This window comes from Streptomyces sp. NPDC055239 (genome assembly GCF_053606205.1).
In genome coordinates this window covers 1-21,549 of sequence record NZ_JBSGRD010000026.1, presented here as the reverse complement: position 1 = coordinate 21,549, position 21,549 = coordinate 1, and the positions used below count along the sequence as shown (strand labels likewise).

Annotated in this window: 27 protein-coding genes; 2 read left to right on the top strand and 25 right to left on the bottom strand. The window is 71.0% G+C overall.

Annotation, left to right across the window (positions count from 1 at the left end; translation table 11 throughout):
- Nucleotides 1–150: 150 nt before the first annotated feature.
- The 12 genes from ACWFRJ_RS43805 to ACWFRJ_RS43750 are packed head-to-tail and all read right to left on the bottom strand — an operon-like array spanning nt 151 to nt 8,748.
- A complete protein-coding gene (locus ACWFRJ_RS43805; protein ID WP_453544546.1) occupies nt 151–495 on the bottom strand; it encodes an antibiotic biosynthesis monooxygenase family protein in 345 nt (114 codons plus the stop codon).
- A complete protein-coding gene (locus ACWFRJ_RS43800) occupies nt 495–2,153 on the bottom strand; it encodes an FAD-dependent monooxygenase (protein WP_453544544.1) in 1,659 nt (552 codons plus the stop codon). The genes ACWFRJ_RS43805 and ACWFRJ_RS43800 overlap by 1 nt, the downstream gene beginning before the upstream one ends.
- 38 nt (nt 2,154–2,191) lie before the next feature.
- Nucleotides 2,192–3,055, bottom strand: coding sequence for an NAD(P)-dependent oxidoreductase (locus ACWFRJ_RS43795; RefSeq protein ID WP_453544542.1), 864 nt, complete (start codon nt 3,053–3,055; stop codon nt 2,192–2,194).
- A 42-nt stretch (nt 3,056–3,097) separates the two neighbouring features.
- Nucleotides 3,098–3,409, bottom strand: coding sequence for an antibiotic biosynthesis monooxygenase family protein (locus tag ACWFRJ_RS43790; protein ID WP_453544540.1), 312 nt, complete (start codon nt 3,407–3,409; stop codon nt 3,098–3,100).
- Nucleotides 3,399–3,719 (bottom strand): antibiotic biosynthesis monooxygenase family protein, encoded by a 321-nt coding sequence (locus ACWFRJ_RS43785; protein WP_453544538.1) that lies wholly within the window; start codon nt 3,717–3,719, stop codon nt 3,399–3,401. The genes ACWFRJ_RS43790 and ACWFRJ_RS43785 overlap by 11 nt, the downstream gene beginning before the upstream one ends.
- A complete protein-coding gene (locus tag ACWFRJ_RS43780) occupies nt 3,719–4,471 on the bottom strand; it encodes an SDR family NAD(P)-dependent oxidoreductase (RefSeq protein ID WP_453544536.1) in 753 nt (250 codons plus the stop codon). Before ACWFRJ_RS43780 ends, ACWFRJ_RS43785 begins: the two co-directional genes overlap by 1 nt.
- Nucleotides 4,472–4,521: 50 nt before the next feature.
- On the bottom strand, nt 4,522–4,977 hold the full coding sequence (locus ACWFRJ_RS43775) for a DUF1772 domain-containing protein (RefSeq protein WP_453544534.1): 456 nt from the start codon (nt 4,975–4,977) through the stop codon (nt 4,522–4,524).
- A gap of 10 nt (nt 4,978–4,987) precedes the next feature.
- On the bottom strand, nt 4,988–5,452 hold the full coding sequence (locus ACWFRJ_RS43770) for an SRPBCC family protein (RefSeq protein WP_453544532.1): 465 nt from the start codon (nt 5,450–5,452) through the stop codon (nt 4,988–4,990).
- A 20-nt stretch (nt 5,453–5,472) separates the two neighbouring features.
- Complete coding sequence (locus tag ACWFRJ_RS43765) at nt 5,473–6,699, bottom strand: ketosynthase chain-length factor (protein ID WP_453544530.1); 1,227 nt, start codon at nt 6,697–6,699, stop codon at nt 5,473–5,475.
- The gene (locus tag ACWFRJ_RS43760; protein ID WP_453544528.1) at nt 6,699–7,985 is read right to left on the bottom strand and encodes a beta-ketoacyl-[acyl-carrier-protein] synthase family protein; all 1,287 of its coding nucleotides are present in this window, start codon (nt 7,983–7,985) and stop codon (nt 6,699–6,701) included. The genes ACWFRJ_RS43765 and ACWFRJ_RS43760 overlap by 1 nt, the downstream gene beginning before the upstream one ends.
- The gene (locus ACWFRJ_RS43755) at nt 7,982–8,416 is read right to left on the bottom strand and encodes a cupin domain-containing protein (protein WP_453544526.1); all 435 of its coding nucleotides are present in this window, start codon (nt 8,414–8,416) and stop codon (nt 7,982–7,984) included. The genes ACWFRJ_RS43760 and ACWFRJ_RS43755 overlap by 4 nt, the downstream gene beginning before the upstream one ends.
- The gene (locus ACWFRJ_RS43750) at nt 8,413–8,748 is read right to left on the bottom strand and encodes a TcmI family type II polyketide cyclase (RefSeq protein ID WP_453544524.1); all 336 of its coding nucleotides are present in this window, start codon (nt 8,746–8,748) and stop codon (nt 8,413–8,415) included. Before ACWFRJ_RS43750 ends, ACWFRJ_RS43755 begins: the two co-directional genes overlap by 4 nt.
- A gap of 178 nt (nt 8,749–8,926) precedes the next feature.
- Between ACWFRJ_RS43750 and ACWFRJ_RS43745 the strand changes: the two genes are divergently transcribed.
- The gene (locus ACWFRJ_RS43745) at nt 8,927–9,307 is read left to right on the top strand and encodes a SchA/CurD-like domain-containing protein (RefSeq protein ID WP_453544522.1); all 381 of its coding nucleotides are present in this window, start codon (nt 8,927–8,929) and stop codon (nt 9,305–9,307) included.
- 76 nt (nt 9,308–9,383) lie between these two features.
- Here ACWFRJ_RS43745 and ACWFRJ_RS43740 read toward each other — a convergent pair whose 3' ends face one another.
- From ACWFRJ_RS43740 to ACWFRJ_RS43680, 13 genes are all read right to left on the bottom strand, one after another.
- Nucleotides 9,384–9,836 carry an anthrone oxygenase family protein gene (locus tag ACWFRJ_RS43740; RefSeq protein ID WP_453544520.1) on the bottom strand — a complete coding sequence of 151 codons (453 nt, stop codon included), beginning with the start codon at nt 9,834–9,836 and terminating at the stop codon, nt 9,384–9,386.
- Entirely contained in the window at nt 9,833–10,222 is a 390-nt protein-coding gene (locus ACWFRJ_RS43735; protein WP_453544518.1) for a SchA/CurD-like domain-containing protein, read from the bottom strand. The genes ACWFRJ_RS43740 and ACWFRJ_RS43735 overlap by 4 nt, the downstream gene beginning before the upstream one ends.
- Nucleotides 10,222–10,980 carry an SDR family NAD(P)-dependent oxidoreductase gene (locus ACWFRJ_RS43730; RefSeq protein ID WP_453544516.1) on the bottom strand — a complete coding sequence of 253 codons (759 nt, stop codon included), beginning with the start codon at nt 10,978–10,980 and terminating at the stop codon, nt 10,222–10,224. Before ACWFRJ_RS43730 ends, ACWFRJ_RS43735 begins: the two co-directional genes overlap by 1 nt.
- On the bottom strand, nt 10,977–11,246 hold the full coding sequence (locus ACWFRJ_RS43725) for an acyl carrier protein (protein WP_453544514.1): 270 nt from the start codon (nt 11,244–11,246) through the stop codon (nt 10,977–10,979). Before ACWFRJ_RS43725 ends, ACWFRJ_RS43730 begins: the two co-directional genes overlap by 4 nt.
- 50 nt (nt 11,247–11,296) lie before the next feature.
- Nucleotides 11,297–12,136, bottom strand: a complete 840-nt coding sequence (locus ACWFRJ_RS43720; protein ID WP_453544512.1) for an AfsR/SARP family transcriptional regulator — start codon at nt 12,134–12,136, stop codon at nt 11,297–11,299.
- 30 nt (nt 12,137–12,166) lie between these two features.
- Nucleotides 12,167–12,964, bottom strand: coding sequence for a thioesterase II family protein (locus ACWFRJ_RS43715; protein WP_453544510.1), 798 nt, complete (start codon nt 12,962–12,964; stop codon nt 12,167–12,169).
- Nucleotides 12,965–13,039: 75 nt separating this feature from the next.
- Nucleotides 13,040–13,843 carry a 4'-phosphopantetheinyl transferase family protein gene (locus ACWFRJ_RS43710; protein WP_453544508.1) on the bottom strand — a complete coding sequence of 268 codons (804 nt, stop codon included), beginning with the start codon at nt 13,841–13,843 and terminating at the stop codon, nt 13,040–13,042.
- Nucleotides 13,843–14,091: a phosphopantetheine-binding protein gene (locus ACWFRJ_RS43705; RefSeq protein ID WP_453544506.1), complete on the bottom strand. Its 249-nt coding sequence runs from the start codon at nt 14,089–14,091 to the stop codon at nt 13,843–13,845. The genes ACWFRJ_RS43710 and ACWFRJ_RS43705 overlap by 1 nt, the downstream gene beginning before the upstream one ends.
- A 57-nt stretch (nt 14,092–14,148) precedes the next feature.
- The gene (locus ACWFRJ_RS43700) at nt 14,149–15,888 is read right to left on the bottom strand and encodes an acyl-CoA dehydrogenase family protein (protein WP_453544504.1); all 1,740 of its coding nucleotides are present in this window, start codon (nt 15,886–15,888) and stop codon (nt 14,149–14,151) included.
- 55 nt (nt 15,889–15,943) lie between these two features.
- Nucleotides 15,944–16,198, bottom strand: coding sequence for a hypothetical protein (locus ACWFRJ_RS43695; RefSeq protein WP_453544502.1), 255 nt, complete (start codon nt 16,196–16,198; stop codon nt 15,944–15,946).
- Between the two features lie 134 nt (nt 16,199–16,332).
- Nucleotides 16,333–17,577 (bottom strand): acyltransferase domain-containing protein, encoded by a 1,245-nt coding sequence (locus ACWFRJ_RS43690; RefSeq protein WP_453544500.1) that lies wholly within the window; start codon nt 17,575–17,577, stop codon nt 16,333–16,335.
- Nucleotides 17,574–19,337 (bottom strand): fatty acyl-AMP ligase, encoded by a 1,764-nt coding sequence (locus ACWFRJ_RS43685; RefSeq protein ID WP_453544498.1) that lies wholly within the window; start codon nt 19,335–19,337, stop codon nt 17,574–17,576. The genes ACWFRJ_RS43690 and ACWFRJ_RS43685 overlap by 4 nt, the downstream gene beginning before the upstream one ends.
- Nucleotides 19,338–19,519: 182 nt before the next feature.
- Nucleotides 19,520–20,986 (bottom strand): hypothetical protein, encoded by a 1,467-nt coding sequence (locus tag ACWFRJ_RS43680; protein ID WP_453544496.1) that lies wholly within the window; start codon nt 20,984–20,986, stop codon nt 19,520–19,522.
- A 169-nt stretch (nt 20,987–21,155) separates the two neighbouring features.
- Between ACWFRJ_RS43680 and ACWFRJ_RS43675 the strand changes: the two genes are divergently transcribed.
- Nucleotides 21,156–21,401 carry a DUF6059 family protein gene (locus tag ACWFRJ_RS43675; RefSeq protein WP_453544494.1) on the top strand — a complete coding sequence of 82 codons (246 nt, stop codon included), beginning with the start codon at nt 21,156–21,158 and terminating at the stop codon, nt 21,399–21,401.
- Nucleotides 21,402–21,549: the final 148 nt, after the last annotated feature.

Below are 21,549 nucleotides of genomic sequence, written 5' to 3'. Positions count from 1 at the left end.
GGCAAAGTATCGGTCAAGACATCTTTGCCCAGCATGTGCCGGTGCTCCTTGAGGATCGCTTGAACCCACACGCGCGAACGCCGGGCGCCGCCTCGCCCCGGAAGGGGGATCCGTGCGAGGGACACCCGACGTTCGGTTCGGGGGCGGCGCTCAGGACGTGGCGGGTACCCGGTCGAGCCGGTGGACCACTTCGGTGACGTCCATGGTGCCGCTGCGGCGGAACGGCTTGAGCCGCTGGCGGTTCAGCGTGTGGCGGTGGCTGAGTTCGAAGTCGCGGAACTCCTGCTCGTTGCTCCAGTCGGTGAAGACGAAGTAGATGCCTTCCTCCTCCGTCGATCTGACCAGGACCTGCCCGCGGTTGGCGGGCTCATGGGCGATGCTCTCGCCGATGGACAGCCAGACCTTCTCGAAGTCGGCGGTCATCTCGGGAAAGACCTCCATGCGCAGGATGACCCGGAAGGGCCCGCCCGGCGCCAGGCCGCTCTCGCTCTCCATTACCTTTCCTCCCTCGCAGCCGGCTGGTCGAGCCGGAGTATCCGCTTCGTCAGTGCGCGCAATGTGTTGGTGGTGAAGATCGGTGCGTCGGCGCAGCGCCAGGCGACGATGCCGTCGGGGCGCACCAGGACGGCGCCCTGTGCCGTGACCCCGTACAGCTCGGGCCAGCGGTCGTCGAGATCGGTCAGCTCGGTGCCCACCGCGTACACCGAGTAGGGCATGCCCAGGTCGGCGGCGACGGCCCGCGCCGCCTTCTTCCAGGGCTCGCTGTCGGGTCCGGTGAGCAGCACCATCGAGTGCCCGAACAGATCGTGCACGGACACCTCGGAGCCGCCGTGCCGCAGCCGCAGATGGGGCGCCCGGTTGCCGGGGCGGCCGTCGTTCTCCGCCGCCCACAGCCCGTCCCCGGGATAGATTCCCGCGTCCCTGGGGGTCAGCGCGGAGGACCGGTAGCGGGGGTTGAACCAGACCAGCGGGTCCTCCACCAGGTCGGAGCTGACCGGCCCGGAGTCCGCGCCGAGCAGCCGCGGCCGGTCCTTGGCCCGCAGCACGGCCTGCTCCACCGTGGCCGCGCAGACGGGACGGCGCTCCTCGTCGTAGCTTTCGAGCAGCTCGTTGCCGGCCCAGCCATTGAGCACGGCCGAGATCTTCCACGCCAGGTTGTGGGCGTCGATGATGCCGGTACCGGCGTCGAACCCTCCGCTGGGCGGCATCACATGGGCCGCGTCGCCGACCAGGAAGACCCGCTCGTCCCGGAACCGCCCGGCGACCCTGGCCTCCCCCTCCCAGGCGCTGACCTCGGCGATCCTCGGCTGCAGATCCCGTACTCCTGTCGCCAGCCGCACCAGTTCCTCGCACCGCTCCTCGGTGAACGAGTCGAGGGGCTCGCGAGCGGGGTCGTAGGAGACGTGGAGCAGCCACTCACAGGCGTTGTCCAGCGGCATGAGCGCCCCGCGCAGGGCGGGGTTGACGGTGTAGCACATCAGGAATCTGCGGTCCCCGAGCTCGGCCCGCAGGTCGGCGGTGAACCGCACCGTGACGTACTGGCCCAGGACTTCCCCCTCGAAGGGGATGGAGAGGGCGTCGCGCACCACCCCGGCTGTGCCGTCGGCCTCGACGAGGTAGCAGGCCTTGATGATCCGCTCGGCGCCGCTCGCCGAGTCGCGCACCACCGCGGTCACTTCGTCGCCCTGGCCGTCCGCCTGGTCGAACGAGACAAGGGTGCTGCTGCCGCGCAGGACGACGCCGAGCTGCTGTGCCTTGGCGCTCAGCAGCTCCTCCAGTTCGCCCTCGTCGCACAGGCACCAGCTGGTGGGGGAGAGCAGACCGAGCGGAGTGCGCACGTCCATCACGTACTTCTCGCTCAGTTCGCCCTGCTCGAGGCCCGCCAGTGAATCGGCGACCACGATCCCCGAATTGTGGGCGAGCGCCCGGGTCGTGGGCAGTTCGCGGATCTCTTCCTCCAGGCCGAGGGAGCGCAGCAGCTCCATGGCCCTTGGGTGGATGCCGAGGATGCGCGGGAGCTTGGGCCGCTCGCGCGCGCCCTCGATCAGCAGGCACTCGACTCCTTGCCCGGCAAGGAACAGAGCGGTCGTCAACCCCGCGAGTCCCCCGCCGGCCACCAGCACGTCCGTGTTGTGGAGCGTACTCAGGCTCATATCCTGCACAGCCTCACATCCCTTCGTCCCCAGTGGTCCTAGGCGTGGTGCTCGGCGATCACTGATGCGTCCTTGTCGCCGTCGCCGGCGGCGATGACCGCGGCGAACTGCTCCCGGACGACGCCGAGTACGGGCATCGCGATGCCGTGGGCCTCGGCGGCCTCCATCGAGATCCGGATGTCCTTCTCCATCAGCTCGGAGCGGAAGAAGGCGGGCTCGTACCGGCGTGAGCGCATCAGCTCGGCCCTGAAGCGCATCACCATCGAGCTGAACCCGCTGGAGGCGACCGAGCCGAGCAGCTGATCGCGGTCGAGTCCGGCGGCGGTGCCGTACGCGACGGCTTCGGCCAGCGAGGCGACCTGGGCGCCCAGCAGCAGATTGAGGATGAGTTTCATGCTGGCGGCGGTGCCGGGGGCACCGAGGTGGACGACGTCGTTGCCGATCGTCTCGAGGATCGGGCGCACCGCCTCCAGGTCCGCCGTCTCACCGGCGACGTACACCCGCAGTTCGCCCGTGCGGGCCTGCAGCGGGTTGCCGACGACGCAGGCCTCGACCCGGCGCAGGCCCTTGTCGGCCAGCCGCCGCGCGGCCTGCTGCGCGTAGCCGGGCGACACGGTGGACGTGTCGATGATGACGGTGCCGGGGGCCAGCACCGGCACCACCTTGCCGAAGAGAACGTCCTCGACGACCTTCTCGTCACTGAGGCTCAGCATCACCACGGAGTGGTCCGCGGCGGCCTTGTCGGGGGCCTCGGCGAGCGTGGCACCCGCCTGTGCCAGGGCGGCCGCCTTGCTCGCGGTCCTGTTGTAGACGGTGAGTTCGTATCCGCTGTCGAGCAACCGGCCGGCCATGCCGCCGCCCATGTTGCCCAGACCGAGGAACGCGACCTGTCGGTTGTCCATGGAAAAGATCTCTTCTCTCTCGGGTCTCTCGGGCGGAACCGCTCAGTACGCGGCGTCAACCTCATAGATGGCGAACCCGGCGGCCGTTCGCGTGTCCCTGAAGGGCCGCAGCGGCGCGGTGTCCTGACGGTGGTCCGCGCCCGATTCCCACTTCTGGAAGGCGGCCAGGGACTCCCAGCGGCTCATCACGACGAGCACGCTGGCGTCCATGGGGCTGCGCAGCAGCTCGTTGCCGACCATGCCGGGCACCTGGGCCAGGCGCTCGCTCACCTGGTGGTATGCCGCCCTGACCTGGGCCAGCTGCTTCTCGTCGTGGGCCGCCTGGAAGACAAGGACCCGGACCTCACCGGGCATCGGCGGCGGCCTTCCCCTCGATGTGGGTGAGGATCTCCATCACGTGGAAGGAACCGCCCTTGCGGAACGGGTGGAGGGTGGCCCGGTGTTCGAGGTGCGTGGGGCTCTCCTCGAACTCGCGGAACTGCGGCTCGTCCACCCAGTCGCTGATGATGATGTAGGTGCTCTCCTGGCCGGCCTCGCGGGAGAGCGACTGGCCGAGGTTGGCCGGGTGTCCGGTCACCGCGTCGGTGCCCTGGTGCCAGGCCTTCTCGAACTCGTTCTCCTTGCCCGGCACCACTTCCAGGCGGAGCATCACGCGAAAGGCCATCAGGAGATGCCTCCGTCGACGCCGATGGTGTTGCCCGTGACGTAGCGGGACAGGTCGCTGGCGAGCCAGAGGATCGCACCGGCTACCTCGTCGGGCCGGCCGAGCCGGCCGAGCGCCGTCTTGGCGCTGTAGCGCTCGGTCATCAGGGTGCGCTGGTCCTCGGGCAGGGCGTGGAAGTTCTCGGTCTCGATGACACCGAGCGCGACCACGTTGAAACGGATGCCCTTGGGGCCGAACTCCTTGGCCAGCGAACGGCTGAGGCCGACCAGCGCCGCCTTGGTCGCGGTGTAGTGCGAGCGCAGCGGGATTCCGGCCTCGACGGCCTTGGAACCGATGCTGACCACGGAGGAGCCCTCGCCCAGCAGCGGCAGCGCGTGCTGGATGACCAGGTGGGCGCCCGTGACGTTGGTCGTCAGGATCCGCGTCCACTCTTCGAGGGACAGGTCCGCGTACGGGATGTGGCTGATCGCGCCCGCGTTGTTGACGAGGAGGTCGATCTTCCCGTGGATCTCCTTCACCCGCTCGAGGAGGGTGACTATCTCCTGCGGCTGGGAGAGGTCGGCGCGCAGCACATGGTGGTCGCCGCCGATCTCCTTGAGCTCCCGCTCCAGGCTGGTGACGTAGTCGCTCTCGCGCTGGTAGCAGGTGACGACGTCGACGCCGGCGTGCGCCAGAGCGAGCACGATGCCCCGGCCGACACCGCGTGTGCCGCCGGTGACCAGGGCCTTCTTACCTCGGAGTTCGAGGTCCATGGAATTCCTCCGTGTGTGTGTCAGAGCGAGTCAGAGTGGGACAGGACACGTCAGAGCAGGGTGCCGAGCGCCAGGCAGTTGGCGACGAGCGCGATGATGGTGAGCACACTGCGCCGGCTGTTCCAGGCCCCCCAGGTCTTGCGCGGGTCCTGGAAGTCCGCGGGCAGGTCGTCCGGGTCGAGGGTGCGCATCCACCGGTTGACCGGCACGTTCTTGACGACGGAGATCACGGCCGTGGTCACCGCGAGCACCGCTGCCACGGCGAACAGCACCTGGGTCACGGCGTCGGGCGCCGTGATGGCCAGCACCGTGTCCAGGACGAACGTGCCGACCAGACAGATGGGCATCGCCGGGTCGTAGCGCTGCCCGAAGAACGCGTGGGCGTGCACATAGCGGTCGGTGGGCAGCGAGGCGAGGTAGGGCTGGCCGCCGAGCTGGGTGCCGAAGAGCACTCCGGCGGCCAGCCCGTTGAGCAGCAGCAGCAGCGGAGTCAGATAGACGAGCACCGATCGCTCCTCAGTGGGTCGTCAGACGCGCCGCGGACTCGACCTTCTCCTTGATGAGCGCCATCTGCACCAGGGTGTTGCGGTTCAGGTGGCCGGTCATGCCCTCATCGGTGGCCGGGGCCTGGGGCTTCATGTGGAAGTCCTGGACCCAGCGCATGCGGACAGCGCCGCCGGGCTCCTCGGTGTACTCCCAGTAGATCTTCATGAAGTCGAAGGGACCGGTCTCCACCCGCTCGGCGTGCACCGTGCGGGTCGTGGCGTCGCTGGTCCGCCTGGAGACCCAGCTCCAGACGTTGCCGTCCTCGTCCGGGTGCATGGTGAGCCGGAAGAGGACCGTGTCGCCGTCCTGCTCAAGGACCTCGGCGGAGGCGTACTCGCTGAACAGGTCGGGCCAGTTCGGTACGTCGTTGGTCATCTCCCACACCACGTCCAGCGGTGCGTCGATGATGATGGCGTTGTCGGTGTGTCCAGCCATGGTTGATGCTCCTGTCGTCGTCAGCGGCCCAGCACGAGGGCCGAAGTGAATCCGCCGTGGCCGCGGGCAAGGACCAGGGCGTGGCGCAGCGGCAGTTCCCGGGGCGCGTCGGTGACCAGGTCGATCTCGATGCCGGGCGCGGGCTGCCGGGTCCCGACGGTGTGCGGGACGACTCCGTCGCGCAGCGAGAGCAGCGCGGTGGCCACGTCGAGCGGGGCGCCACCGCCGTACAGACGCCCGGTGAGCGTCTTCGGCGCGGTGACCGGGACGGCGCGGGGACCGAAGATCCCGGCGATGGCCCGTGCCTCGTCGAGGTCGTCCTGCGGGATCCCGGAGGCGTCGGCGAACACCACGTCGATGTCCTGCGGAGCAAGCCCGGCGTCCCGCAGGGCCGTTTGTGCGGTGCGGCGCAGTGCGCGCGGCCGGTCGGATCCCGGAGCCGGGTCGAAGCCCGCGGCGTAGCCGAGCACCTTCCCGTACCCGTCACCCGCCCCGCGCTCCTGGGCGGACTGCGCGCTCTCCAGGACGAGGATCGCGCCGCCCTCGCCGGGCAGGTACCCGGACGCCTCGGCGTCGAAGGGCACGTAGGCACGGTTCGCGTCCTGGACGGTGGAGAGCTTGCCGGTGGACAGCTGCGCGGTGAAGCCGTAGGGGCACAGCGAGGCGTCGGTGCCTCCGGTGACGACCAGCCGGGAGCCCTTGCGGGTCAGCCGACGGGCCTGTCCGATGGCGTCGAGGCCGCCGGCCTGCTCGCAGGCGAGCACCCCGCACGGGCCGCGCATCTTGTGCCGGATCGACAGCTGACCGGTGGTGGCGGCGTAGAACCAGGCGATGGACTGGTACGCGCCGACCCACGAGGGGTCATGGGTGTAGAGCGCCGTCATCTCCTGCTGGCCGAACTCCGTGCCCCCCGAGGAAGAGGAGGTCACCACCGCCATCTCGTACTCGGGCAGCTCGGCCGGGTCGACCGCGGCGTCGGCCAGGGCGGCTTCCCCCGCGGCCAGGCCCAGGTGCGTCCAGTGGTCGGTCTGCGAGATCAGCCTGCTGGGTACGGTGCCCTTGGCCTCGAACCCGGGGACCTGCCCCGCCAGGCGTACCGGGTAGCCCGCCGGGTCGAACCGGTCGATCGGCCCGATGCCGGACTTGCCCGCGAGGACCGCGGACCAGTGGGCCTCGACGCCGATGCCGGTCGGTGCGGTGATGCCCAGGCCCGTGATCACCGGAGGCCGGCTGGATGCCGCCGTCATCATGCGCCCCTTCCTGCCGCGGCCGCGGCCGAACCCGGCCGGGCGAGCAGCATCGCGGTCTGGAAGCCACCGAACCCGCTGCCCACACTGAGCACGACGTCCATGGCGTGATCCCGGGCGGTGACCGGGACGTAGTCCAGGTCGCAGAGCGGGTCCTTGGTCTTCAGGTTCGCCGTCGGGGGCACCACCTGACGGTCCAGCGCCAGTGCGCAGGCGGCCACTTCGATGGAGCCGATCGCGCCGAGCGAGTGCCCGATCATGGACTTGATGGAGCTGACCGGGATGTCGTAGGCGTGCTCGCCCAGGCTCCGCTTGAACGCGGCCGTCTCGTGACGGTCGTTCTGCTTGGTGCCTGAGCCGTGGGCGTTGATGTAGCCCACCGCGGTCGGGTCGAGGCGCGCCTGGTCCAGGGCGACCCTGATGGCCTCGGCCATCTCCCGGCCTTCCGGCCTGAGCCCGGTCATGTGGTAGGCGTTGCTGCGCCCGGCGAAGCCGACGATCTCGGCGTAGATCCGCGCGCCGCGGGCCAGGGCGGCCTCGCGCTCCTCGACGACCATGACCGAAGAGCCTTCGGCCAGGACGAAGCCGTCCCGCTCGCCGTCGAACGGCCGCGAGGCGTGCTCCGGGTCGGCGTTGTTCGCCGTGGTCGCCCTGATGGCGTCGAAGCAAGCCAGGGTGATCGGGGAGATGGGGGCGTCGGTGGCACCGGCCAGCGCGACGTCCGCCGTTCCCTCCTCGATCAGCTGGACGGCGTGGCCGATGGCGTCCAGGCCCGATGTGCAGCCCGTGGAGACCAGCGCCACCGGTCCTTCGGCCCCGACCTCCCAGGCGACCTCGGCCGCCAAGGTGCTCGGCACCATGTACCCGTACAGGTGGGGAACGCCGTACTCGTGGTCGACGAGCCACTTCTTGCCGCTGTCGCTGAGGACGACGTACTCCTCCTCGAGGCCCATCGTGCAGCCGACCGCGCTGCCGATGCTGACGGCGAGCCGCTCGGGGGCGAGCGAGGAGAAGTCCAGGCCGCTGTCCTGGGCGGCTTCACGGGCGGAGACGACCGCGAACTGGGCGGCGCGGTCCATCCGCCGGATCTGACGCTCGGTCAGGCCCTGGGCGGCCGGGTCGAAGTCCGCCTCCGCGGCCACCCGGGAGCGGAACTTGCTCGCGTCGAAGAGCGAGACGCTCCTGGTGGCCGTGCGGCCGGCCGACAGGAGGTCCCAGAACGCCTCCCTGCCCACACCGCCCGGTGCGACCGTTCCTATGCCGGTGATGACGGCCCGTCTGGTCACCGTGCCCCGCCGACGTCAGGGTTGGACTCGTGCGGCCGCTGGGCCACCTCGGTGTCCACGTGGCCGAGCTCGGGGCGCGGCGCGAGCGGGGAGAGGTGGAAGGCGCACGTGGCCGTGGTGTCACCGGTGTTGACGAGCCGGTGGCGCACTCCGATCGGCACGAGCAGCGATTCGCCGGCGCCCAGCTCGATGGCCTTGCCCTCCAGCGTCATCTCCAGCGTTCCGCTGATGACGTGGAGGAACTCCTCGGAGAACGGGTGGTAGTGCTCGGTGATGAAGTCGGCCGGGTCCAGGGTCATGACCCCGCCGAAACCCGAGGTGCAGCCGACTGTCTTGGGGCTCAGGGTGACGCGGATGTCGCCGCCACGCTTGGTGTTGGCCTCGACTTCCTCTGTGGTGACTTTCACCGTGCGAGTGATGGCGGTGGTCACTGGATCCGCCCTCCGTCCTTGGTCCAGATGTAGAAGGGGTTGGCCATCGCGTCTTTCGGCTCTTTCCAGTTGGGGTCGTAGGGCTCCACGCACTGCGTCAGACGGGTGTTGATGTCGTCGTAGAGCGGGTGGCTGCGCGCCCGGTAGAGGTTGGGCGTGATGTCCTCGTCGGCCTCGACCAGGTGGAAGTAGAGCCCGTGGAACTGAAAGAGGGTCCGGCGGCTGACGCCGATCATGTGCGGCAGATCCGTCGAGTCGGAGTCGTGGAAGATCTGCCCGATGTCATCGGTCTTGTTCGGCTTCAGCCGGGCGACTATCAGGGTGCGATGCACGGTGTACCTACCTCCAGGTGGCCCGGTGACTGCGTTCGACGGGAACGTCTCACCGCGAACTGGAGACCGACTCGAATCAGCCTCCAACGCCCGGGCCCAGAGCGATTCGAGCCCGTCACGAGGCGCGTCGGCTGTGCTGCCCTGACACTGACCGGCCCGAGCCCAAGAGGGAGCAGGTATGGCCTTCGCCGCCATCACTTACGACATCAAGCCTGGCTACGAGAAGGAACTCACCGAGATCTTCGGCGACTTCAAGCGCGTCAAGGGCAGCCAGGTGAAGGATCAGGCCGGCGCGTCGGCGGGCACGATTCTCGCCACCGCGGTCTTCCTGCGCGAGGACACGCTGATGCGCGTCATCGAATACACCGGCGACCTGGAGGCCGTCGCCCGGCACATGGCCTCGCAGCCCGGCGTGCGCGAGGTGGAGAAGAAGCTGAAGCCCTACCTCAGCAAGCCGCGCGACACGGACACCGTCGAGGGCTTCGTCGCGACGTTCCGGCGGAGCCTGCTGAACACCGTCGCGCAGATCTCCGCACGGGACATTCCCGCCCCAGCCTGACCCGGCGCCGTACGCGGCACGAAATGCCCTGAGCGGCGGTCTCCCCCCGGGGGGAGACCGCCGCTCAGGGCATGTTTCAGAGCGCGGTGACGCCCGCGGCCGTCACCGCCAGGGCCAGTACGGCCAGGGCCGTGCGCAGGAGGTGCCAACGGCGCCACAAGGGCCGTGGATCCTCCCAGTCCGCGGGGAGGCGCCCCGGGTCGTCGACGGACTTGACCCGTCGGTTGATGGGAACGTTGCACAGGTGGGAGACGGCCGACACCCCCAGCAGGAGCAGCGCCCCCACCACGAACAGGGCCCTGGTCGAGCCCTCGCTCACCACCGCGAGCACCGCATCGACGAGCGTGCTGCTCAGCACGATGACCGGCATGGTGGGATCCCAGTTCCGGCCGAGCAGTTTGTGCGCGTACACGTAAGTGCCGGTCTCCATCGCGAAGAGCGCGGGCAGGACGCTCAGCGCGACCGCGAACAGCACGCCTGCGGTGACACCGCTGCCCACGAGGGCCGCGATGCCCAGCACCTCATTCATGCCGCGCTGTTCCCCGCCGGGTGGGTGTCCACGGTCAGCTGCGCGATCGAGCGCATCGTGGCGTTGCGGAAGTATGCGGCGAACGCCTCGGGAGAGCTGGTGTCGCGCTCCTGCGCGAGGTACGGGGCGAGCTTCTCCTCGAGGATGTGCACGCCCTTCTGCGCGGCCATGTGCTTGCCGACGGCCGCGAAGTCGCCCTCGTAGTGGATGACCCGGATCAGTGTCTCGTCCTTGACGAAGACCCCGGTGCCCAGCAGCCGGCCCGCCGCCTCACCGGTGTCCCCGGTGAAGTCGGGCCGGTCGACCCGCTGGAAACCCTCGAAGATCGCGGCGATCTCGTCCTCGTGACCGGGCTTGATCCGATAGGTGATGGCTGCGTAGGGCATCAGATTCCTCCGTCGACTTCAATGGTGGTGCCGGAGACGTAGGCGGACGACTCCCCGGCGAGATAGAGCACCGCGCCCGCGACGTCCTCGCACGTGCCGAGCCTGCCCAGTGCCGTCATGGCCGTGAGCCGCTCGACGAGGTGCGGCGGCAGACCGCCGCCCGGCTCGGTCTCGGTCACTCCCGGGGCGACCGTGTTGACCCGGATGCCGCGGGTGCCCAGCTCCTTGGCGAGCGCCCGGGTGAACCCGATGAGCGCCGCCTTGGACGCGCTGTAGTGGACTCCCAGCGGACGGCCGCGCAGCGCGACCGAGGCACCGATGTTCACCACGGACGCCCTCTGCGCCAGGAGCCCGACCAGGGACTTGGTGACCAGGTAGGCGGACGTGGTGTTGTGGTTCAGCACCCGGTGCCACTCGTCCTCCGCCAGCCGCTCGAACGGGACGTGCCCGTCGACGCCGACGTTGTTCACCAGCACGTCCAGGCCCTCGAACCGCTCACGTACGGCGGCCGCGACCGCCTCGGCGCCCTCGCCGGTGGTGACGTCGGCCTGGACGAGGACGAACTCCGCTGCGGCCTCGGCGAGTTCGGCCTCCAGCGCCTTGGACGCCTCGCCCTGCGTGCGGTGGACCACGACGAGCCGGGCACCGGCACGGGCGAAGGCCAGCGCCGTCGCCCGTCCGATGCCGCGGGTTCCGCCGGTGACCAGCACCCGCTTGCCCGCCAGGCCTGCGCCCGGCGCCTGGGGCACAGCGGTCATCGGACCGCGCCGGCCCGCGGGGCGGCGGCGATCAGCTGCAGGAGCATGCGCGGCGTCTCGGCCTCGGCGACGGCGTCGTCGTCAAGGACGATCCCGTGCCTGCGGTCGACGACGCCGGTGACCTGGAGCAGGGCGAGGGAGTCGTAACCGAACTCCAGGAAGGGGGTGTCAAGGGCGCTGTCCCCCTCGAAGGTCATTCCCTCCTCCGGAGCACCGACGCATTCGAGCAGCAGCTCACCGAGTTCGGCCAGGGATATGTCACTCACAGTGGTTCCTTTCGGTCTTCCTACTGAGGGTTCGATGGAGACGGGCGAGATCAGTTGGCCCTCGCCAGCAGCGATGGGCCGGCGGCACCGGCCACCACCAGGGGGTCGAGATCGAGTTGGGGCGAGGAGTCCAGCAAGGCGCCGTAGAGGTTGTCGATGCCGGGAGAGGGGTCGAGCCCCAGGGTCCGGCTGAGGGCCGCGCGCAACTGGTGGTAGATCCCCAGCGCGTCGCTGCGGCGCCCGGCGCGGTACAGCGCAAGCATCAGCTGCTCATGAAGACCCTCGTGCAGCCGGTAGCGGGCTGCGAGTCCGGAGAGCTCACCGACCAGCTCATAGTGGCGTCCGAGCCTCAAGTCGGCCTCGATTCGCCGGTGAAGAACGCTCATCCGGGACTCTTCGAGCCGGGTGGCCTCCACCTCCAGGAGCACCCCGCGCTGGACGTCGGCCAGTGCGCGGCCGTTCCACAGGGCGAGCGCACGGCCCAGGTAGTCGGAGGCGGCGGCCCAGTCGCCCTGCTCCAGGGTGCGGTGACCGGCCGAGGCCAGCGCTTCGAACTCCCTGACGTCGACGACGCCGCCGTGGGTGTCGAGGCGGTAGCCGCCGGACTCGGTGACGAGCACGCTCTTGGCGCCGCTCGCCAGCCCGGTGTACTGCTCGCCGAGTGCGGAAGCGATCAGGTGGCGTATCTGGAGAATGTAGGTCTGGAGGGTGGTCTGCACACTGCGCGGCGGGTTCTCCCCCCACACCTCCTCGACGAGCGTGGCCACCGAGACGGCCTCGTCGGCGTGGACGGCGAGCAGCGCGAACACCTTGCGCGGCTTCACAGCGGTGAGGTGCATGTGCACCCCTGCATGGGCGGCTCTGAACGGGCCGAGAAGACTGATGTCCATCCGAGGAACTCCTTGGGGAACGAAGTGAGGTCAGCCGGCGGCGGGCGACAACGGGGACCCGGTGTGCGGCGCCGTCTCGCGCAGTGCCTCTCCGACGGCACTCGGCGCGTCGTAGCCACGGACGAAGAAGTGGGCGCCGGGAACGCTCTGCAGTGCGAAGCCCGCAGTGGTGCAGTGCTCCCAGGCCTGCATGTCGGCTGCGGAGACCATCCGGTCCTTAAGGCCCGCGAAGGCCTTCACGGCACAGGGCAGCGCGGTGATGGGCGCGGACCGCAGGCTGCGTGCCAGCCGGAGGTCCGCCCGGAGCGTGTCCAGGGTCATGCTCAGCCACTCGGGACGGCTCAGCAGAGCCTGGGGCACGCTCTCTTCGTCATTGAGGGAATCGATCAGCTGCTGGTCCGACAGGCCGGGCCCCCGGGTGGCGTCCAGCAGCGCGGACGGCAGCTGTGGCGCGGCGCACGCGCCCACCAGCAGCAGGTGCGGCAGCCTGCGCCCCAGACCGGCCCGGTGCAGCGCGAACCGGTAGGCGACCAGTGCCCCCAGGCTGTGCCCGTAGAAGGCGTACGGACGCTCGAGCAGCGGCCCGAGATCGTGCTCCAACTCCTCGACCAGCCGCGCCGCATCGGTGATGCGTCCCTCCCTCAGCCTGGATTCCCGGCCGGGCAGCCGCACGGGCAGCACTTTCACCTCCGGCCCGACGCGCCGCTGCCACCCGGCGAAGGTCATGGCACCCGCGCCCGCGTGGTGGAAACACAGCAGGTTCAGCTGCTGCGTTTCCCCGGCGGGTGGTTCTGCGGCCGGCGGCCGTACCGCAAGATATCGATGCACCGGTCAGCCCCCCTTCCGTTCGACACCGCTCCGTGGAGTGGGGTACGAGCCTGGCTCGCGGTTCTGGAAGGACGCTCAATGACTCCTTGAGCTTTGGACGGGGGCGCTCAGCGCCGGCAGCAGTCCCGCGAGGGGCCCGGCCGTGCGGGCGCCCGAGAAGCCGGGGTCGTGCACGGCCGCGCTGACCGTGTACCTGTCGGCGACGGTCCAGCTGTGGAACGCCCATTCCCAGCCCGTTCCCGGTGATCCGTCGGGCCGCTGCAGCTGCACCTGTTCGTCGGGCGCGGTGAAGCCGAACTCGCAGAACCTGAAGCGCAGCCCTTGGCCGATGGCTTTGCTGTACGCCTCCTTGAGCGTCCACAGCCGCACCAGTTCCCGGTTCCGGTGCTCCTCCTCGATCGCCGCCAGCGCTTCCAGCTCATAGGGCGTGCACACCTGGCGTTCCGTGCCCAGGGCGAGCATCCGCCGGTCCTTGAACTCGGTGTCGACACCGATCCGCCGGTGCCGGGTGAGGCCCACGACCAGCAGCTCCTCGGTGTGGCTCAGGCTGATGTCCAGCTGGTCGATGCCCCGCAGATAGGGCCGGCCGCCGGGCTTGTACGCGAGTTCGAGGTCCTCGGGACTGACCCCGAGGACCGCGCCCGCGGCGGATTTCAGGAACAGCCGGGAGGCGACGAACCGCTCCCTCATCTGCGGCAGGCCCATCTGGTCCACCCGCCGGTGGTCGGGGCCGAGGGCCGCGACGACGCCCGGGGCGGCCACGTCGGAGGGCAGCCAGTCCTCCACCGGCGACCAGACCACCGCCGTGCCGCGGGACGCGACGTCCTCGCGCACCCGCTCCCAGGAGCCCGCAGGGCCGTGATTCCGCTGCGGCTGCATCACGTCACCGGCTGCCCGCTGAGGACGACCAGGCGTTCCCTGAGATCGCTGATGGTGGACACAGCGTCGAACAGGTCGGCCAGGGACACGTCTGCCAGCTCCGGGACGCGCTCCTCCAGGGCGCACTTGAGCTCGATCATCATGACCGAGTCGAGGACGAGATCGTCCTGGAAGCGGTGGGTCCCGGCGCGCGCGACGGCTGGTTCGCCCAGGATGCGGGCCGTGGCGTCCAGTAGGTCCTGGTTCACGGGATTCTCCTCAACTCACCATGGAGGGACTTGACGTGGGATGGCACAGGGACGTGCTCAACGACCGATCGAGGTGGCGTAGAGGTCGTAGCTGCGGGCGTCCTCGAAGCGGGCGAGCAGCTCGTCGACGAAGCGGTCGGCGGCGGCCGCGGGCGCGGACCCGACCGTGCTGTCCAGCCGCCGCAGGATGCGGGCGAGCGCCATGAGCGCCCAGAGGGGTTCGCCGAGGAACCCGCCGGTCCCCGCCTGCTGCCGCCAGATCCCCAGGCAGGCAGCGCCCGCCGCGATCAGCGCATAGCGGTCGGCCAGCGCGTAGGCCCGCGGGCTCACGGCCCGGTCGCCCACGCGCGTGCCCAGCGCCCCACAGGCTGCGCGCAGTGCGGACAGCTCGGCGCCGAGCCTGGCTGCGGACTCTGCCAGGTGTGCACCGAACTCCCCCTGTGCCGCGGCCGCACGGGCCATCGAGGACTCCAGTGACCCCAGCAGACAGTCACCGTCCGGGGGAAGCAGCAGCTCCTCGTGGCGCACGGGTGGCAGCCCGTCGCCGAACGGCTGGAACAGGCCGGCGGGCGCCTGGCCCCCGCCGGGTGCCACCAGGTCCGGCACCTGGAGCAGGTGGTCGATGAGGACCCCCCGGCTGGCGGCGCCGCCCGCGCTGCCCAGACCGATCATGGGCAGATCGCGCACCGCCTTCTGGAAGATGCCGTAACTCCCGCTCCTGGCGTACGACTCGGAGCCCAGCACGATCGACAGGTCGTACACCGCCTCGGTCAGGACGGTCGGCAGCAGGTACTTGACGGCGGCGCTGAACGTGTTGCTCTGGCGGGGCAGCAGATGGACGGCTCGCGTGGCCACCAGCCCCAGGGCGTCGCACAGCAGCAGGTCGGCGAAGGCGTCGGCCAGTGCGGTCCGGGTGCGGGGGCTCTGCAGCGAGGCGCGGCTGCGCAGCCTGCGCGAGCGGGCGAACGCCACCGTGGTGCGCATCGCCGTGTCGGCGCAGCCCAGCGCCATGGAGGGGCCGATGGCGCGGGTGACGGGGAAGGCCCGGCGGGCCAGCGCCCCGGCGGCGCCCGCCCGGCCGACCAGCTGCTCCGTGGTGACGGGGTGTCCGGAGAACTGCAGGCCGTGCACCAGGGAGCCGCGGATGCCGGTGGTCTCGTACCGGCCGAGCAGCGCGGCCGTGGCGCTGTCCGCCCCCGGCCCGTCGATGAGGAAGGCGCTGCGGTCGCCCTGCCCGGTGTCCGGGCCGTCGGCGAAGATCAGCAGTGACTGAGCGCGGGCCGCGTTGTTCAGGGCCTCTTTGCGGCCGTTCAGCCGGTAGCCCGCCCCCTGCGCGACGGCCGAGAACCGGTTGCGCAGAAAGTCGTTGCCGGTCGGCGGCTCCGGATAGGCGCAGGCGATGCGGCCGCCGCCCAGCAGCAGGTCGGCGACGGCACGCTGCTGGGCGGCCGTCCCGTCCGCCCACACGATGACCCCGGCCAGGTAGGACGTGACCCCGTACCCCAGGCCCAGGGACGCGTCCCTGCGGAAGACGGCGCGCAGCACCCGGGCGAGCACGTCGAGACGCGCCAGCCTGCCCCCCAGCCGTCCGGGCACGAACTCGGCGTTCAGGCCGAACTCGTCGAGCACCCGCTCGGCGGCGGCCAGCGGCCGGCCGGCCGCGTCGGCCGCCAGCAGCTGCTCGGCGCCGAGCGGGTTTCCGGGATCGTCCAGATCGCCCAGTCTGTGCTCGAGCCGGGCGATGCGCTCCTGTGCGGCAGCCTCCGAGGTGTCCGCCCTGTTCGCCACCGTCGTCATGTCGCCTCTCCGTCCCTGTGCGCAGCCTGCGTCGCCCCTGAGTGGTCGTCAGGGCTCAAGAGGACCTCAAGTGCCGGCCACGAAGGTTCTCGTCGGGACCGGGACCGGCCGCGTAGTGGAGCGCGTCGCCGTAGAACTGGCTGCCGCCGGGCAGCCAGAAACCGCCGTAGGCCACCAGGGCGTACCACACGGGCCGCATCAGGCGATCGATGACGATCCGAGCGAACAGGCCATGGGGCGCTGCGGGCACGGGTGCCGGCACGGGTACGGCGGACGGCTCGGCGGCAGATGTCTGGGTCGTGTGCGTCATGCCTTCATCCCCTCCTCTTCTCCTGGAACGGGAAGGGGAATGTGGCCCGCGGCGCTCGGCGGATGCTCAAGCGGAGCTCAAGCACCCCGCCCGCCACGCGGTCGGGTGGCCGTTCCGTGGGCCCGGCGCCTGGGTCAGACCGGCTCCTCCTCGACGAGCGGGCCCGCGCTCAAGGCGGACAGCACGCCCGCCAGATGGACCGCGTTGCTCTGCGGGCCACGGCAGACGGGCAGCACCTTGGGCCCCTTGGCCCCGCCGATCCTGCGCAGGAACGGGGAGAGGACCGCCTTGGGCCCGATCTCCACCACATGGGTCGGGGCGTGCTCGGCGAACAGCAGCCGGGTGGCATCGGCGAACCGCACCGGCGACGTGATCTGCGTCGTCCAGTACGCGGCGTCGAGCGGCCCGTCGTACCGGCGGCCGTACACCGTGGAGTAGAACGGCAGCTGGGGCTTTCCCCCGGTCAGCCGCTGGGCCACCGTCTGGAACGCCGGTGCCGAGGGCTCCATCAGGGGCGAGTGAAAGGCATGGGTCACCTTGAGGAACGTGCTGGAGATGCCGCTGGCGTCCAGCCGCTCCTGGGCCCGGTCCAGCCCGGCGAGGTCTCCGGAGAGGATCGTGGCCCGCGCCGCGTTGAGCGCGGCGATGGACACGCGGGGTTCGGCGGCCGTCACCTCGGCCGCCTCGAAGGGATCCGCACAGGTCGCCATCATGCCGCCGCCCGGCGGCAGTTCCTGCATGATCGCGCCCCGGTGGGACACCAGCTCGGCGGCGTCCTCGAGGGTGAGCGCACCGGCGACGGCGGCCGCCGCGAACTCCCCTATGCCGTGGCCCAGAACGGCCTGCGGCCGCACGTCCTCCTCCAGCAGGGTCATGGCCAGGGCGTACTCGACCGCCAGGAGCGCCGGCTGAGTCACCGCGGTCTCATGGATCCGAGGGTCTTCGGAGAGCACCAGCTCGGTGACGGACAGCCCGAAATGGGGCAGCACCGCGGCCGCGGCCTTCGTCAGATGGCGGCGGAAGCTCGTGGAGTTGCGGTACAGGCCCACGGTCATGCCCAGGTGCTGGCTGCCCTGCCCGGTGAACACGAACGCGGTGCGAATGCGTGAGGACGCCCCGGGCCGGCCCGCGCTGAGCGCCGCCAGGTACCAGGCCAGCTCCCGCACGGTCGGCTGGTCCCACATGTCGGTCGGATCCAGTACGAGCCCGAAGGTGTCCTCGATCTCCCCGAACAGGCTGAGCATGGCGACCGAGTCCAGGCCCCGTTTCAGCAAGGGCGTGTCCAGCGACACCTCTCCCTGCACATACCGGCCGGCGTGCTCCCGCAGCCAGGCGGCGAACACCTCTTCCCGGGGCCCTCCTGGTACCACTGCACTCATGTCCTGTTCCTTCTTTGAGGAGTGAGCCTGGCGAGCTCCGACAGTGCCGCCAGTTCGTCGTCCAGGTGCTCGCACAGGGGACGCAGACGCCCGTTGAGGAACAGCTCGCGCATCGCGCCGCGTTCCACCTTCCCGCTGGTCGTGCGGCGCACCGTGCCCGGACGGACCAGGAGCACCCCGCCGACGGGCACTTCGAACTCCTCGGTGATGCACCGCCCGACATCGGCGGCCAGCGCACCGAAGTCGAGGTCGTACCAGCGCTGGGTGCGCACCTCCTGCACGATCACGATCCGTTCGCGTTCCCCGGTCACCCCGAAGGCGGTGCCCGCCCCGAACAGGGCGCTGATCTGCTGTACGGCGTACTCCAGGTCGTGCGGGTACAGATTCCGCCCGGCCACCACGATCATGTCCTTGATCCGGCCGGTGACATAGAGGCGGCCCTCCTCCAGGGTGCCCAGATCCCCGGTCCGCAGGAAGGGCGAGCGTCCGTCCGCCGTGACGGCGTTGAAGGTCCGCGCGGTCTCGGACCGGTTCTGCCAGTATCCGGCCGCGACACTCCCCCCGCGTACCCAGATCTCGCCGATCTCGCCGTCCGGCAGCACGGCCCGGGTCTCGGGCTGGACGATGTGTATCTCACCGCCGACCGGCCGCCCGCTGGAGAGCAGGGTCCGCACGGGCTGCCCCTCGCGCGGCCCCCGGATCAGGTTCTTCTCCAACCCCGCCGCGTCCACCTCGAGTTCGCCGCCCTGCTCGCCCGCGCAGGTGGCGGCGACCAGGAGGGTGGACTCGGCGAGGCCGTATCCCGCGGTCATCGCCTGCGGCCGAAATCCGGCCGGGGCGAAGCGCCGGGTGAAGGCCCGCCGCGTGCCGGCGCGCAGCGGCTCGCCGCCGCTGACCGCCGTACGCCAGCCCGACAGGTCGAGTCCGGCGAGCTGCTCGTCGCTCACCCGCCGCACACAGAGGTCGTAGGCGAAGTCCGGTGCGCCGCTCACGGCGATCTGGTAGTCCCCGATGGCCTGGAGCCAGCGCACCGGATGCCGCACGAACGCCTCGGGCGAGAGCAGCACGGAAGTGCCGCCGAGCCACAGCGGGTGGAGCAACTGGCCGACCAGGCCCATGTCGTGGTGGAACGGAAGCCAGCCGCCGATGGACTCCCCCGGCGAGGTGCCCAGCGCTTCCACGAGCGCCCGCTGATTGGCCATCAGGTTCTCGTGGGTGACCGCGACCCCGCGCGGGGCGCCGGTGGCCCCGGAGGTGTACTGCAGATAGGCCACCGCGTCCGGCGCCTGGTCCGGCATCCGCCAGGGCGCGGAGCCGGGCACCGCGTCGGCGGCCAGGCACATGATGCTGCCCGAGGCGGACCGGACGAGCAGCCGCGACACGTCGGGGGCCTGCGCCGCGTCGGTGAGCACCACGGCGGGAGCCGCGTCCTTGACTATCCCCGAGACCCGGGCCTCGTTGTGGCCGCGCCGGTGGCTGGAGGGCACCGGCACGGCGATGACCCCGGCGTACAGGCAGGCGAGGAAGCTCACGGCGAACTGGTGGCGCGACTCGTGCATGAGCAGCGCCCGCTCACCCTGCACGCCCCGGTCCTGGAGCCACCCTGCGAGAACGCGTGCGGAGGCGTCGAGGCTGCGGTAGGAGACCGTGTTCGGCCGTCCGCGCGCACCGTCGTCGGGCAGCAGGACCATCGCTTCGCGCTGTGGCGACTGCTCGACCCGGGTACGCAAGAGTTCGATGAAGTTGCGGTGACCTTCCAATGCTTCCCCCTGGCAAGTGCGGGCGCAGGCTCCCGCTCATGCCGGTGCCCGCAACGACCCGGACCAGGAACATATGTGCGGACAGTGGAGACTGGCTCGATCACGGCTCGGCGTACGGTGCCAAGAGGCGCGGTCCGGGCCCCGCCCGTACCCGGCCCCGAGAGCTCCCCGAGCGGCGTCGGCTACACGGCGGCCCCTGCCAGGTGCCGGCCGCCCCTGGGGGCAGGGTCCGCGCGCAGGGCGTGCAGGAATTCCGTCGCGGTGTCCGTCTCCCGCAAGGTCTGCCGCAGCAGCTGCCAGGCCGCGTCCCGGTCGGCCCAGCCGGTCCCGGACCCGGCGGCGAGCTCGGCGCGCGCGGCGTCGCACCAGGCGTGCCCGGCGAGCCGGTGGCGCGTCGAGTCGATCCGGGTCTGCCGCAGCAGCAGCACTTCCGGGGCCTGTTCAAGGCCGGTACGCGCGGCGAGGGCGCCCGCGGCATCCAGGGCATCGGCGACACCGCGGCACTGCGCGAGCTCGGCGTCCAGGGCCAGGTCGGCGGCCATCAGCCCCCGGCTGAACCGCTCCTCCTCGGCGAGGAACCCGGCGACGGCGTGCGCGGTGTGCTCGTCCAGGCCGGTCCTGGCCAACGCCGCGGGAGCCTGGACCAGTTGCCCGATGAGCAGGGCCCACCCCTCGGAACGCAGCCCGCACAGCGACCAGCGCTGGGCGAGGCAGAGCCGGGAGGGGCGTGCGGCGTACTCGCAGAGGTGTCCGATGGCGTGCTGGAGTTGGCCGTACGACAGCGGGGTGACGGCGGTGTCCACGCTGAGCAACGAGAGACCGGGCAGGCGCACCGGTGTCACCTCGGCGCGGGCTCCCGGCCGGCTGATCAGCCTGACCTTGTGGGCGGGCGGCAGCAGCCCCCGCTCGCGGATCTGTCCGACCAGGCCGAGGAGCACCTCGCCGAAGCGGGGCAGCGGAAGTCCGCCGTCCGCGGACGGCACGCCCGCCCTCAGGCCCCTGCCTGTCCGCAGCAGGCGCCAGTTGTGTTCGCGGGTGCCGTCGCCGAGCCTCGCCGCCCGCGCCCACGACTGTGCGAGGGGGGCCAGGTCCACGACGGGCGCGGTGACGTCGATGTGCTGCGGGGGTGTGCCCGGCAGCGGGGGCAGCACCGGGCCCGCGCACCGCCAACGCTCGTCCCGGCCGGGGCCGTTGCCGCGCCGGCGGCGGCGCTGTGCCAGCCACTGCCAGGTTTCGCCCACCCGTTGCTTCGCCTCGGCGCGCCGCCTCTCGCACGCCGCGCGGCGGCCGTCCTCGTCGGCGTCCAGGTCCAGCGTGGTGCGCAGGGCGGGCGCCAAAGGCCCCTGGTTCCCGGCGAGTTCAGCCACCAGCCGGGACAGCCCGAGAAAGGCGATCTCGTCGCTGAGGCGTACCGCGCGCTGCGGGGCGGGCTCCGGGTCGCGCCCGGCCAGCCCCCGTCGCCCCAGCTGGAGATCGGCGACCAGTTCCTCGACGTCCTCGACCTCGCCACCCGCTGCGCGGCTGCGCTCCCGCCCGGCGGGAAGCGGCGGGGCGGCCTGCGCGGGCCAGGAGCCCGGGGCGCTCGCCGGGCGGGCACCTGCCACTTCGAACCCGTCGATGGCCAGGTTCGTACGCTCGTCACGGATCATCGGTGGCCCTTCGCTCGCTGGGAGAACCGTTGCCGGAAGCGTCGGCAGGCGTCTCCAGGACAGGTCGAGGTCCACTGGAACGGGACGGTCTCCGGCATTCCTTGAGCCCTTCCTGACCGCCGCAAGACACCATGCCACGGCACGGGCCCAGCTCCGCAGGACAACCGAAGTGGTGGCAGATGTGAAAGCAACCCTGTTGCTGCGGCGCGCTCTGAACGCGGTGTGGCAGAGCCTGGTGGCCTTCGGCCTGATCTACGCGGTCGGCGAGATCAAGAGACTGGAGGCCTTGCCGCAAGACGCGGCACAGCCGCTCGACGCTCCCCCTCCGGGCCACCCCGAAAGGCTGTGCCCCGACGTTCCGTTGACGCCGGCGGAACACGCGCTCGCGCTGGAGCTGGGGCTGGGGAGCGGCTGAGGAAGGACCACCGACCGCTACGGGCGGGCGGGCGCCATGTGCCCGGTGGCCTGGGACCGCGGGGTCATCGGGCCGGTTGGGGCGGTCTTCTCGAAGAAAGCGCAGGGAGGCGGAATTCGTCGCCCACGAGGTCCGAGGACTCGTGGGC